Origin of the sequence: Burkholderia sp. WSM2232 (assembly GCF_000472545.1) — a bacterium.
Lineage (GTDB): Bacteria > Pseudomonadota > Gammaproteobacteria > Burkholderiales > Burkholderiaceae > Paraburkholderia.
Map to the genome: position 1 here is coordinate 74,962 of NZ_AWZV01000004.1, position 12,940 is coordinate 87,901.

General features: G+C 60.3%; 11 protein-coding genes and 1 pseudogene. 2 read left to right on the top strand and 10 right to left on the bottom strand.

The window, feature by feature from the left end; all coding sequences use genetic code 11:
• Positions 1 to 15: 15 nt before the first annotated feature.
• From F757_RS0102630 to F757_RS0102645, 4 genes are all read right to left on the bottom strand, one after another.
• A complete protein-coding gene (locus F757_RS0102630) occupies positions 16 to 1,593 on the bottom strand; it encodes an efflux transporter outer membrane subunit (RefSeq protein ID WP_027210039.1) in 1,578 nt (525 codons plus the stop codon).
• A gap of 45 nt (positions 1,594 to 1,638) precedes the next feature.
• Positions 1,639 to 3,201 carry a DHA2 family efflux MFS transporter permease subunit gene (locus F757_RS0102635; RefSeq protein WP_027210040.1) on the bottom strand — a complete coding sequence of 521 codons (1,563 nt, stop codon included), beginning with the start codon at positions 3,199 to 3,201 and terminating at the stop codon, positions 1,639 to 1,641.
• Between the two features lie 600 nt (positions 3,202 to 3,801).
• Positions 3,802 to 4,239: a MarR family winged helix-turn-helix transcriptional regulator gene (locus tag F757_RS0102640; protein ID WP_027210041.1), complete on the bottom strand. Its 438-nt coding sequence runs from the start codon at positions 4,237 to 4,239 to the stop codon at positions 3,802 to 3,804.
• 361 nt (positions 4,240 to 4,600) lie between these two features.
• Positions 4,601 to 5,425 (bottom strand): alpha/beta fold hydrolase, encoded by an 825-nt coding sequence (locus tag F757_RS0102645; protein WP_027210042.1) that lies wholly within the window; start codon positions 5,423 to 5,425, stop codon positions 4,601 to 4,603.
• 567 nt (positions 5,426 to 5,992) lie between these two features.
• Between F757_RS0102645 and F757_RS32870 the strand changes: the two genes are divergently transcribed.
• Positions 5,993 to 6,559: a substrate binding domain-containing protein gene (locus tag F757_RS32870; RefSeq protein ID WP_232221338.1), complete on the top strand. Its 567-nt coding sequence runs from the start codon at positions 5,993 to 5,995 to the stop codon at positions 6,557 to 6,559.
• Positions 6,560 to 6,709: 150 nt separating this feature from the next.
• On the opposite strand, the pseudogene F757_RS36430 reads toward F757_RS32870, so the two are convergent.
• From F757_RS36430 to F757_RS0102675, 5 genes and pseudogenes are all read right to left on the bottom strand, one after another.
• Positions 6,710 to 6,823 (bottom strand): annotated as a pseudogene (locus F757_RS36430) (DNA-binding response regulator); the annotation flags it as partial.
• A 41-nt stretch (positions 6,824 to 6,864) separates the two neighbouring features.
• Entirely contained in the window at positions 6,865 to 7,650 is a 786-nt protein-coding gene (locus tag F757_RS0102660) for a glycine betaine ABC transporter substrate-binding protein (RefSeq protein ID WP_027210043.1), read from the bottom strand.
• 14 nt (positions 7,651 to 7,664) lie between these two features.
• Positions 7,665 to 8,318, bottom strand: coding sequence for an oxygen-insensitive NAD(P)H-dependent nitroreductase NfsB (locus F757_RS0102665; protein WP_027210044.1), 654 nt, complete (start codon positions 8,316 to 8,318; stop codon positions 7,665 to 7,667).
• Positions 8,319 to 8,349: 31 nt separating this feature from the next.
• Positions 8,350 to 9,573, bottom strand: coding sequence for an L-dopachrome tautomerase-related protein (locus tag F757_RS0102670; RefSeq protein WP_051376652.1), 1,224 nt, complete (start codon positions 9,571 to 9,573; stop codon positions 8,350 to 8,352).
• Between the two features lie 57 nt (positions 9,574 to 9,630).
• On the bottom strand, positions 9,631 to 10,638 hold the full coding sequence (locus tag F757_RS0102675) for a zinc-binding alcohol dehydrogenase family protein (protein WP_027210046.1): 1,008 nt from the start codon (positions 10,636 to 10,638) through the stop codon (positions 9,631 to 9,633).
• 140 nt (positions 10,639 to 10,778) lie between these two features.
• On the opposite strand from F757_RS0102675, the gene F757_RS0102680 reads away from it, so the two are divergent.
• The gene (locus tag F757_RS0102680) at positions 10,779 to 11,711 is read left to right on the top strand and encodes a LysR family transcriptional regulator (protein ID WP_027210047.1); all 933 of its coding nucleotides are present in this window, start codon (positions 10,779 to 10,781) and stop codon (positions 11,709 to 11,711) included.
• A gap of 49 nt (positions 11,712 to 11,760) precedes the next feature.
• On the opposite strand, the gene F757_RS0102685 is transcribed toward F757_RS0102680, so the two are convergent.
• Positions 11,761 to 12,915 carry a Gfo/Idh/MocA family protein gene (locus tag F757_RS0102685; RefSeq protein ID WP_027210048.1) on the bottom strand — a complete coding sequence of 385 codons (1,155 nt, stop codon included), beginning with the start codon at positions 12,913 to 12,915 and terminating at the stop codon, positions 11,761 to 11,763.
• Between the last annotated feature and the right edge of the window lie 25 nt (positions 12,916 to 12,940).

Below are 12,940 nucleotides of genomic sequence, written 5' to 3' on the forward strand. Positions count from 1 at the left end.
GTTGCGCGATGTCAGTCAATGTTCAGCCGATGCGGTGACAACGCCTGCGGTCGCGTCACGGTGCGGCAACGCGGCGTCGGTCTTGGGTTGGCGATCTGCTTGTGGCGGGGCAGGAAGACTCGCAGCAGCATCGGACGAAGAGCTCGCCGAGTCATCGACGTAGCCGCCGCCCAGCGAGGACGCCAGTTCGATCTGCTGATCACGGCGCGTCATCTGAAGATTGACGATAGCTTCGTCAGCGTTAAACGCAGTCACGTCCGCGTTAAGTACGGTCAGCTGGTTGGTCAGGCCCGCCTGGTACTGCACAGTCGCCAGCCGGTCGGCATCGCGAGCGGCCTGTTGAGCCGCCTGTGCGTCGCCGAGCTGTGCGTCGCTCGAATGGATCTGCGCGAGTTGGGTCGCGACGCCGCTCAGCGCGCTGATCAGCGTCTGGTTGTATGTCGCAACCGCATAGTCGAAATCGGCGTAACGGCCCTTCAACTGTGCGCGCAGCGCACCCGCGTCGAAGATGGGTAGATGTATCGCCGGGCCGACAGACGCCGTGCGACTCGCGGCGGTCAGGAAACGGCCGAAGCCGAACGCATCGAGGCCGATTGCGGCGCTCAGGTTGATGTCAGGGTAAAACTCCGCTTTCGCTTCCTTGACCCCATGCGCGAGCGCGTCGACGCGCCAGCGCGCTGCCACGATGTCGGGCCGCCGGCTCAGCAGGTCCGCAGGCAGATTGTTCGGCAGACGCACCTCGTCACCCGCGCCGAGTGACGGTCGCGCGATCGCGAGGCCGCGATCCGGTCCTTTGCCGAGCAGCGCGGCCAGTTGATAGCGCGTGGTGAGAATGCTGCCGTCGAGGGCGCTTACATTCGCACGGCTGGTGGCAAGGTTCGCCTGCGCTGTCTTGCGCTCGACCTCGGTATCGAGGCCGGTCGCAATGCGGCCCGCGGTGATGCGATCGATCTGTTCGCGCCGCGCCACTTCCTGCTGCGCGATGTCGCGCAGCGCATAGAGCCTCGCCAGTTCGTTGTAGGTGCGTGCAATCGAGGTTTCCAACGTGAGCTTGACGACCTCCGCGTCGGCCTTGCTGGCCGCCTGTTGCGATACGGCCTCACGCAGCGCCTCGCGGTTCTTGCCCCACAGGTCGAGATCGTATGAAGCGCTCAGCAGCCCCTTGTTTTCGGTCTGCCATGAGCCTGCATACGGCGGCGGGACCAGCGCTGTGCTGCTGTATTGCTGACGTGTCAGCGTGTAGTCGGCATCGACGCGCGGCAGCGTGCGCGACTTTGCGGTCTCGCTGTAGGCTTGCGCCGCCGCGACCCGCGCGCGAGCCTGGTCGAGCGTGGGGCTGCTCTGCAGCGCTTCGGCGACTAGCGCTTTCAGCTGTGTGTCGCCGAACTGTTCGAACCAGTCCACGGATGGCCAGCGCCCTTGCTCCTGCGGGAGGCTCCGCGCGGTGCCAAGCTGTTGGGCTTGGACCATCTGCTGGTCGCCGTGAATGCCCGCGTAGTTCGCACACGCCGCCAACAAGCCGATGGCAGCCACCGAAATTGCGCGCTTCAATGAAGCGGCCGCAATGCCTGCGTTAGAAGTCTGCATTTTCATCTTCTGCCCCGTCAGATAAATAGTGGAAAGTAGGCGGCGTGAGGTTCAGTGTCCGCCGGCAGCAACCGCGCCCGCGGCCGCGCTCTTGGTCGGCCTGGTGATCCAGATGAGGGGGATGATGACGACGAAGATCACTGCCGAAATCCAGAAAATGTCGTTGAGTCCCAACATCGTCGCTTGCGCGTTCAGCGAACTTTCGTAAAAGGCAGTGGCCTTTGGAACGCTTGCGTGCAGCGTCGTTTGAAGATTTGCTATCGCACCGGTGAAACGTGGGTTGTCCACGCTCGTCTGCTCGACGAGTCGCGCATGATGCAGGATCGTGCGGTCATTCCACGCATTGCTCATGAGCGACGTACCCACGGCGCCGGCAAAGATGCGCGCGAAGTTGGACAGGCCCGCGGCCGCCGGAATCTCCTCGGGCGACAGCCCCGAAAGAATGATCGCGGTGAGCGGCGTAAAGAACAGCGCTGTTGGAATGCCTTGTAGCAGCGTCGGCAAAACCAGCGTCCACGCGTCGACACCAGTGGTGTAATTGGAGCGCAGAAAGAACACGCCGGCGAATCCGAGAAATGCGAGCGTGGCCAGCACCCGCATGTCGGAGCGCGGCATGACTTTGCCCATCACCGGGGCAAGAATCACGGCGAAAATACCGAGCGGCGCGGTCACGAGTCCGGCGTCGACCGCGGGGTATCCGAGGAAGCCCTGAATCCACTGCGGAAGGATCACGAGGTTGGCGAAGAAGATCGCGTAAGCAACTGAGATGGCAATGGTGCCGCCGAAAAAGTTGCGTTTCGCGAAAAGACGCAGGTTCACAATCGGTCTGTCTTCGGTCAGTTCCCAGATGAGGAAGAACAGGAAGCTGACCACGGCAACGATGGTGAGTATCCAGATGGTCGTGGAATTGAACCAGTCGAGGTCGCGGCCCTTGTCCAGCATGATCTGCAACGGGGCAACCCAGGCGATCAAAGAAATCAGACCGACCTTGTCGACCGGGAGCTTGCGGGCGGGCGTTTCGCGGTCGCGATAGATCGCCCAGATCGCGCCGGCTGCAAACAGACCGACAGGCACGTTGATGTAGAAAATCCATGACCAGCTATAGCTGTCGGTAATCCAGCCGCCGAGCGCGGGCCCAGCAATTGGACCGACCGTCGCCGTCATTGCCCACAGCGCCAACGCTCCCGAACTCTTGTCCTTCGGAAAAGACGCGAGCAGCAAGGCCTGCGAAAGCGGCACCAGCGGCCCGGCGACGGCGCCCTGAACGACGCGTGCCGCAAGAAGTACCAGCAGGTTCGGCGCGAGTCCGCATGCCGCCGAAGACAGCACGAACAGCATGATCGCCCAGACGAACAGCTTGACCTGCCCGATGCGCTGCGTAAGCCACCCGGTCAACGGAATGGACACAGCGTTAGCTGCCGCAAAAAGTGTGATGACCCACGTTCCTTCGTCGATCGACACACCGAGGTTGCCCGACAGTGTCGGAATCGCGACATTGGCGATCGACGAATCAAGCACGTTCATGAACGTGGCGAGCGCCACGGCAAATGTGCCGAGGGCGAACCGCGCGCCCGTCAGCGGAATCGGCGCACCGGAATTGCCGGGTGAGTTCATGTCACGTTCTCCTCTAATCTTTAAAGCGCCTTCGGCGCGCAGTTATATCTGACAAGTCAGATAAAGATTGATAAAAAAGGCCGATTGAATAATCAGCCTCGTTCGCGCATACCACATGCTGGATGTCAGGACCGAACTATATTTGACTTTGCAGATAGTTGCCAACGAATTTCCATGCTTTAGGCCGTGGCTCGCGTGAAAACAGTGTTGCACTGCTGGCAACTATCAGCGCGGCGTTTTGCCATGTCGCCCCGCGCCTGTGACGGTCAACTGCCCTCAACCGTCTGCGCTCTCGTCAGCCGCATCCGCGGCGGCACGCCGACGTGTCCTGGGTGGCGTTCGTACGTGGTCGTACGTGGCCATCAACTGGAACCTCGTTGAACGAGGAGCAACTAGGAGTGGAATTCGCGGTGAAGCCGCAATGACAGGGTAGGAGAGTGGCGGAAACGTCGGCGCCGTCGCGCGGGGGCGAGGCAGGGAAGCATGGCCTTGGTGCCATGAACAGGAGCGAGGTGGGCCGACGTGCGTTTGGAGCTTTTCACATAGCCGGAAAGCTCGCCCAAGACCTATGCGGACGACGCTGCGAAAGCGAACGCGTCTTCAGTCGCCGATAAACTTGCGAAGCAGCCGATCGAACTCAGCGAACTCGGCCTTCGAAAAATTGCGCAGGCGTGCATTCAGCACATGTGGTGCGACTTCCCGCATTCGCTCGGCGACTTTCTGCCCGGCGGCCGTCAACGTTAAATTGACCACCCGGCGGTCGCCCGGGTCACGCGAGCGCTGCAGCAGCCCGTTCGACTCGAGCTTATCCAGCATTCGCGTCATCAGGCCCGTGTCGATTCCCAGCATTTTGGACAACTCGAAAGGCGTATTCGCGATGCCTTGCTTCATCGAAAGCAGAATGCCCATTTGCGGGCCCGTGATCTCCAGATCCTTGAGCGCCGCGTCCATTTCGGCGGACAACAGATTTCTTGCCTTGACGAGTTTCAGGCCAATGCTGTTCGTGATTATGAAGTTGCGGGGCGTGTAGTGATTCATCGTGACGTCCTCCAGATCGCACCCGACAATATCTGCGTTGTCAGATATTGTCAATAGACGGGGACGTAGCGGATGTCGCACACAAGCTCGGCAAACCAACGGGCATGGAAGCGCGACCCCTGAACGCATAAGCCCGCTCGCAACTGCGGGCGGGCGCGTTGACGACCGGCCAGACGACCGGCCGCGACGACTCGCGCGCGCTTAGCTACTCATTCAAAGTGCATGCGCGACTCACACGCGCGAAGCGCGGGTTCGCACGTACTCGCTTGGCCCATGCGTTGCTGCTAACGCGGACAATCCCTACAGTCATGCTCGATTTCTCTCGGGTGCCGGAAGTCGCTCGGCCATCGTCAGTGACATCCTACGACAGTCGAGCGAAGCTCAATATGTCCTGATTGAGGCGATCCTTATGCGTGTAGTAGAGAGCATGATAGGCGCCGTCGTAGACGACAAATTTCGCACTCGGAATTAGCGAGGCGGACTTTTTGCCTGAAAGCTCGATTGGCACAACAGGGTCTGCGCCCCCGTGAATGACCAACGTAGGGATGTCGAACTTTGCCAGGTCTGGACGCAGGTCGGTTTCCGAAAAGGAGGCAATGCAGTCATGGGTCGCCTTGATGCTTGCTTTAATTGCCATATCGAATGTCCAGTCCAGCATCGCCTGCGTGACCGCGGATGGGTCACGATCGGCCCCGGTAAAAGCGCGGCCGAAATTAATCAGAAATTCGGCGCGATCTTTAACTACGCCGGCCCGCAGCCCATCGAAGACGTCTCGGGGCACCCCCGCCGGATTATCGGCCCGCGTCACTAGCAAAGGGGTGGTCGCGCTGAGCAGAACGACCTTGGCGATACGCTTCGATCCACGAGTACCGATGTATCGAGCAACTTCTCCACCGCCCATCGAGTAGCCGACCAGGATGGCGTCGGTGAGGTCGAGTTGCTTGATCAGCTCGTCCAGATCATTGGTAAGAGTATCGTAGTCGTAGCCCGACCACGGCTGACTGGAACGTCCGAAACCTCGACGATCATAGGCGATCACCCGGAATCCATTGTTGGCGAGAAAAAGCGCCTGGTATTCCCACATGTCGGCGCTCACAAGCCACCCGCTGACCAGGATGATTGGCTGACCGGTACCCCAGTCGTTGTAAAAAATCTCCGTACCGTCAGGTGTAGTGATCCGGCTCATCTGCGAGTTCCTTATGATGATAGATGGACATTGTCGTCACGTCGCTGCTGTCGGCGTATCGGTTCAGGAGGAGCGTCGCGCCACGCTTCCAGCCACTGGGCCAATGATAGTTTTGGTAGCAGCTTCAGGTTCTGAAATGTTCTTAAGGGCTCTAGCGCATTGCGAGCGAGCCAGGCGCTAGCTGCCTGTCCCTCCTTGCTTCGCCACACCTCTTTCAAAGGGTTGCAGTGCCGGGCGTTTGTGTTAGTTGGCGGCTGACGCCTTGCCGGACGCAATTTCGCAACAAGCCCTTTCGAGCAAACTGGGTGTTAGTCCGCGCGGAGGGATGCGACCTCGTCGAGGTGAGCTACAACGAACGCATCGGTGTTCAATAGACGCACGAGGCGATCGCGAGGCTATTGCCCGCATCGAGCCGCAACTCGGCTCGATCAACTTGTCGTCAGGATAATTTTCCCCGCGTTCGCCGCCGATTCCATGCGTCGATGTGAGTCGGCCGCGCGCCAGAGGAAACGTACTGTCGACAACGGGCTCCCGGAGGTGTCGGTCGACCTCCTGCTGTCCCAACGCATGCCGAATCTGCTTGAAGAGCAACTAGATATCGGTATTGTGATTACGCGAACGCTACCCGACTCGGCCTACGTCAGTCAGAACATAGGCACCAGCCATTGCGTCCTCGCAGCATCACTCAAGTATCTGGCAGCGCATCCGGCGCCGGCGTGCCCGGAAGACCTTATCGACGATCAGTGCGTCCTGCCCGCCACAGTCGGTTATGCGCCCGACGAGTGGCATCTCCAGAGCGCTGCTGGCGAGGCTATTTTTCGCCCAGCCGGCCCACATTTGAGCGTCAACGATATGGGCTCGATGTCACAAGCCCTTCGGGATGGCGCGGGCATCGGCATCCTTGCGGGGTTCTCAGCGATAGATGACCTGCGCAGCGGCGCGCTCGTTCGCGTACTGCCCGGGTATCACACACAGGTGCGCAACGTCTATGTGGTTTATCCATCTCGACAGCTCGTCGACGCGAAAATCAAACGGTTCGTCGTGATGTTGAAGACCCACGTGGGGGACCATCTGGACGCTTACACGAGAGAACTCGACCTCGCTCCGGCCACAATTGCCCCGCCGGATCGCTAGTTTCAGATGAAGGGGAAGGGAGTCTGCGCGAAGGCCACTCAGTCGCTGTATGTGGCAAGCGCCCATTCAACGGTAGCAGACGAACTGCGCGCCATACGGCGCAAAACGGCCCTTCCAGTGGACGCGCTCGGAATCATTGCCCGGCGGAGTCTCGCGCATCAAAACGTAGCCGAGGCCACTAACTGTCTTGATCACGTCGCTGCCGAGCCTGGTGTGAAGGAGATGAATGAGCACTTCCACTGCGTTGCTCTCGATCTCCTGACCGCGACCGTTGATGGCTCGCGGTTTTCCATACGCGAAGCGCTTCAGCGTGTCGCCGAGCCTTCTTCCAAACCCGATTTCATCGAACTCGCGCGAGAGAGAACGAAGTCGAGGCGGCTCGTCTCCCGATTACCCAAAGTGAGTTGCCGCAACGCATTCAAAGCGGCCTGCGGAATCTTTTCGAGCGCCGCTTTGCGCACAATCAGAGTCGCATCGTCGGTGCCCCCAAGAAGTCCCTTGGGGTCTTTCAATTCACGAATGCTGTACTGTTCGTGCAAATATTGCGGGCTCCACAATGGGACGACGACCCAACGCCGCTCTTTGACGGCGGATTCAAAGGCGCGCGTGCAATCGTCGAGCGTGCCGTTCTCGAAGTAATAGCCGGCCTCCCGCAAACCGTACTGAATGATCATTTCCCGAGAAAATCGACTGATCCCGGCCCCGGGGTTGATGCCCTGAATGAGTTTCGTCATTTTCCCGGCCACGTCCGGCCTCTTCAGGTCGGCCACACTGCTCACCGCACTCTCCGGCACATAGTCGGGCACGCCCCACAAGGCGTACGGACGATAAAGCACGGTGATCTTGTCTACCTCATGCTCGAACGGCGCCAGATAGATACTGTGGCTGCTCGGTAGCCAGGCACTGCTGAGCATATCGGCCTTGCCGTTGCGCAGTGTTTCAAAGGCCTGCTCGTGCGCAGCGAAGACCTCATCGACCGCAACACCATACTCATGCAACAGGCTTCGAACCACGCCGGATGCAGCGCGATGAAACGAGAGATCGATAGTGACCAGTGTGATGCGGGGATGGGCTGAAGCAGCTCCGGTCATGATCACTCTCTCTTTCAGATGAAGGTGAAGATCTGTTCGCGCGGCAAACGCGACTTGGGCAGATCCGCGTTGAAGTCTTCGCTACTGCGGTGTCCCAGCGCGACAAGCACCACGCTCGTCAGCCCTCTTTCGCGCAAGCCGAGACTCGCATCGAGCGCCCGGCTGTCGAACCCTTCCATTGGTGTCGCATCGACGCCGAGTATCGCCGCCCCGAGAAGCAGCCCTCCCAGTGCGAGATAAACCTGCTTCTCCATCCACTGCGAGGTGTCGCGCAACTCGTACTTGTGCATGTCCACGTATGAGCGGCGGCTCTTGTCCTGACCTGCCTGCATTTGCGGTGTCCTGAAACGACCGTCCGCGGCTTCACGCTCAAGAACGCTTTGTAGATGGCGCTCATCCATTGACTCGCGCATGCACATTGCGATGACGTGCGATGCGTTGAGCACTTTCGGTTCGTTGTACGCGTACGCGTTAGTGGTCGACTGAGCGATGCGGGCGCGACCTTCAGGCGTCGATGCAACGACGAAATGCCAGGGTTGCGAATTGACCGACGAGGGCGATTGGTGCAGGACGGTGAGCAACGTTTCAATCTGCTCAGCGGGTACCGGCGTACCTGCTTCGAAGGCTTTCACGGTGTGGCGAAGGCGAACTGCGTCAGCGAGATTCATGATTGACTCCAAGGATGGATAGGTGAATGTGTCAGAACGTTGGTGCGGGGCCGGCGCCAATGCGCACGCGGAAGAGGGCGTACGGCTTCTTGCGCTCGTCCTTGCCGCCGTGAAAGACGGGTTGGCGATGAAGCTGATTCGCCGTGAAGTACAGGTATCCGTCGGTGCCGACCGACAGCGTGTCGGGCCACAGCACGCGCGGGTCGTGCACAATGGTCTGCCACTCGCCGCCAGGTTCGAGCTTGCGGATGGAGTCGTGCTCGTAGTCGCCTGCATAGACGGTGCCGTTTGCATCGCTTTCGAGGCCGTCAGAAGCACCTTTCTCGCCGAGGTCTTTTACAGCGGCCGAGAGTTGTGCTTCGCTGATCGACGGGTCGCGCAGCATTGCGGTGGGCACCGAATACAAGTGCCGGCTGGAAAGCGGGCAGTAGTAGAGCGTCTTGCCGTCCGGCGAAAGCGCGATGCCGTCCGAGGCAACGGTGAACGGCGCGCTCTTGCCGTTGGCGTCCCGCACTTTGAGGGTTTCGCCTTCCACTACAGGCACGAAGCCCGGGTCGGCGGAGGTCGAAACGTCACCGGTAAGGCGTCGCAATGCCTTGCCGGAATCGAGATCGATCACGATCAATCCACCGGTGCCGCTCAACGACGAGTCGGTCACATACGCGACGCCCGCTTTGCCCACGCGAAAGTCGAACCGCACGTCATTCACGTAGGATCGTTCGCGCATGACACTGGCCGGAAAAACCAGCGTCTTCACCACGCTATTCGTCGCGAGGTCTATGGCGACCAGCTTTGCGCCTCCTGCTACAGGATTCGAGAAGTTGGGCGCGGCCGTATCAAGCACCCATAGCCGTCCGCGACCGTCTGCAACCACGCTTTGAACGCTCAGAAAGTGCGTGGCTGCATGCGAAGCGTCGGCGCGATTGATCTCCGTATTCGGATACGCGACCACCTTGCCGTCGCGCAACTCGGCAACGGTGGCCTGCACGTCGTCGCCCCAGCGCGGAAAGTTGACGAAGATCCGGCCGGTCTCAGTGACGCTCACGCCGGTTGGCATTGGACCCGTGAATGTGGCGACTGTTTCAATGGAACCGATGGTACGTTCCGTGGCCTGGTTCGAGGACGGCCGATCCGACGACGCCTGAGCGAGCGCGGGATGCGTGACCACGCCGGCGAAGCTCAGCGCCGCTGCAAATGCAATCGCTGCGCGGCGTATCAGGTGGCTGTTCGTGCTTTCTTGATGGATGGAATGCATGGATATTCTCCGTTTGTAGTGATGTTGCAAGTGACCTAAGCGAGAAGTCCGGACAAACTAGAAGCCTTCCAGCACGATCTTTCCGCGAGCACGTCCGCTTTCGATGAGCGCATGAGCGCGGCGCAGATTTGTTGCATTGATGGCTCCGAAGTGCTCGGCCATGGTGGTGCGCAGCGTGCCATCGTCGATGAGTGCTGACACGCGGTTGAGAATTTCGTGTTGCCTGATCATGTCGGTGGTTTCGAACAACGACCGTGTGAACATCAACTCCCAATGCAGCGAAATGGACTTGCGCTTGAGCGGGACCGCATCGAGCGTGTCGGGGTCGTCGACGACGCCGAGCCGGCCTTGGGGCGCGAGTGCCTCGACGAGCTGCGGATAGTGAAGATCCGTCTGAGTCAGGCTCGCGACGTAACACACCTGCGGCGAGCCGATACGGCAAAGGCCTTCCAGCAACGGTTGCGAGTGGTCGATTACATCGTGCGCGCCAAGTGCTTCGACCCATTCACGCGTTTCGGGCCGGGAAGCGGTACCAATCACGCGCAGTTTGGTAAGACGACGTGAAAGTTGTGTGAGCATCGAGCCCACACCGCCGGCAGCGCCGACGATCAGAAGCGTGTCCCCCGAGCCTGCGTTCTCGGCCACGCCGAGCCGGTCGAAGAGCAGTTCCCACGCGGTCAGCGACGTCAACGGAAGCGCCGCGGCTTGCGCATCCGAAAGCGTGGCAGGCTTGCGGCCGGCAATGCGCTCGTCCACGAGCGCGTATTGCGCATACGCGCCGGGGCGGGCAATGCTTCCCGCGTAGAAGACCTTGTCGCCTCGCGCGAACATCGACACCTTGTCGCCAACGGCCTCGACGGTTCCTACGGCGTCCCAGCCGAGCACGCGCGGAGTTTCGGTCGGCGAGCCCATGCGGACTTTCGTGTCCACTGGATTGACGGCAATCGCGTCGATTTTCACCAGCAGGTCGTGCGATGCGGGTTCAGGCGTGGGCAGGTCGAAATCGACGAGCGAATCGGGATGGTCGGCGGGAAGGCCATGCTGCGTATAGACCACTGCTTTCATGCGCATGCTCCAGGTACGTGATAAAGGATCTCAGCGATTGCCAAGCTCATGTGCCGCTGTTGTGTGGCTGAATTCTGGCGCGACCGCATAGGTGCGAAAAAGCAGTTAAATTAGGCAGGACTTTCACTCCTGGAATGAAAATGGTCCGTCTGGAAGACCTTCAACTGTTTGTGAGGACCGCGGCGCTCGGCAGCTTTTCAAATGCGGCGAGAGAGGCAGACCTTCTCCCTGGCCAGGTCAGCGCGGCGATCTTGCGGCTCGAGCGCGAGCTCGACGTCCGTCTCTTTGCGCGCTCCACCCGCAGTCTCAAACTCACTGCGGAAGGGGAGCAGTACCTTCCCTACGCGCAAGAAGTCCTCTCCATGCTTCATGAAGGCCGCGAACGTCTGCATGGAGAAAGACATGCGCTACAAGGCACGTTGCGTATCGCGGCGCCATCCGACCTCGGCCGCAATAACCTGCTGCAATGGCTGGGGGCATTTCGCGATCTGCATCCGAAGCTGACCTTGCGGCTGTCACTATCGGATCATGTGACCGACGTCTTTCGCGATCCGGTGGATCTGGCAATCCGGTATGGTTCCGTGGAACAGGCGAGCTACGTTGCGCTTGCCCTTGCCGTGAACAATCGAAGGGTGTTGGTGGCTTCGCCGGAGTACCTCAAGCGACGCGGCGCGCCGGCTTCGCTCGATGAACTCGTATTACACGATTGCCTGCCCTACGTGCTGGGTGGGCGGGTGTATGACCGCTGGTCGTTTCCGGCCAATGGCGTGCGGAGGCAGGTTACGGTAAAAGGCACGCTGCTTTGCGACGACGCGGAAATTGCAAGGCGATGGGCGGTGGAAGGTCGGGGCATCGCTTATAAATCATGGCTCGACGTTCACGACGATGTGATAGCCGGCCGATTGCAAGTTCTATTGCCCGACCAACCGGGGGAAACGGCGCCGCTGAACCTCGTGTGTCCTCACCGCCGCCAGTTCTCGCCAGCGGTGAGATATCTTCATGCTCATCTCAGCGAACGGGTGCTGCCAATGAGCGCAGCCATGCTCGAGTACGCGAGCGCGCGCGTGGAGTGACGACAAAGCGTTACAGCACAGCCCAAAGGCCGGTTCCCGTGGCACGCTCTCAATTCTTCGGCACCTTGTCGATGCCCGCGCCCGGATTGCTCGCGTTGACCAGGTCGGGCGATTTCACCGCGCGCAATGTCTCGCGTTGCGCTTCGGTATCGATGCGACGCGTGCGCTCGAACGGTTCGAGCTTCACAGGGGCGCCGGTCTCGAGCGCCTCGACGATGCCTTCCAGCACGCGCACATCGGCGTAACCTTCTTCGACGTCGGGCTCCGGTTGCCGGTCGTTCAGGATGCAGTCGGAGAAGTACTTCATCTCGCCGCCGAAGTGATCGGTGTTCCTGAACGAATGCGATTCTTCGTCCTGGCCGATGGTCATCTGCTGCGTCGGCTTGCCGTACGTATAGCAGGGCTGCATGGCGATACTGCCTTTCGTGCCGACCGCGAAAAACGAATCCAGGTTGTTGAGCGCATACGACAGCACGAACTGCGCGAGCCGGTCGCCGGGGAAGCGGAGCGTGACCGACACGGTATCGTCGAAGTCGCCAAGGCCGGTGCCCGGTGTGCGGACGCCGACGGCCGAGACCACCTCGGTCGGCTCCGCTTCGAACACGTAGCGCGCGGCATTGACCGGATAGGGACCCATATCGAAGATCGGCCCGGCGGCAATGCCGCTTTTCGCGCGATGGTTGTCCGGGTCGACCTTTTGCACGAACGTTGACGAGAACACTCGCACATCGCCCAGGTCTCCAGAACGAATGCGCTCGATCGTGGCAAGCGTGCCCGGCTCGAAGTGCAGACGGTAAGCGACCATGAGCTTTGCCCTCGATGCCTTGACCGCTTCGCGAATCGCGTTGCACTGCTGCGTGGATATCTCCAGCGGCTTTTCAACCAGCACGTGCACACCGGCCGCGAGCGCGGGAATCGCGAACTCGGCATGGCGCCAGTTGGGCGTGGCGAGATAGATCGCATCGACCTTGCCGGACTGCAGCATCTGGTCGAATTGCTCGTAGCTGTAGGTATCGGCAACACCGTATTGCTTGCCGACTTCGCGTGCCTTCTCCGGGTCGCCCGTGACCAGTGCGGTAATTTCGGAGTTATCGGTATGCCTGACGCCCGGCATCATGGCTTCCTGCGAGATGTCGCCAACGCCCACAATCGCATAACGTACTTTCTTGCCGCTGCCGCGCCCAATTGCTGAAAGAATGCTCATGACGTAATCCTCGTGAATGGTGATT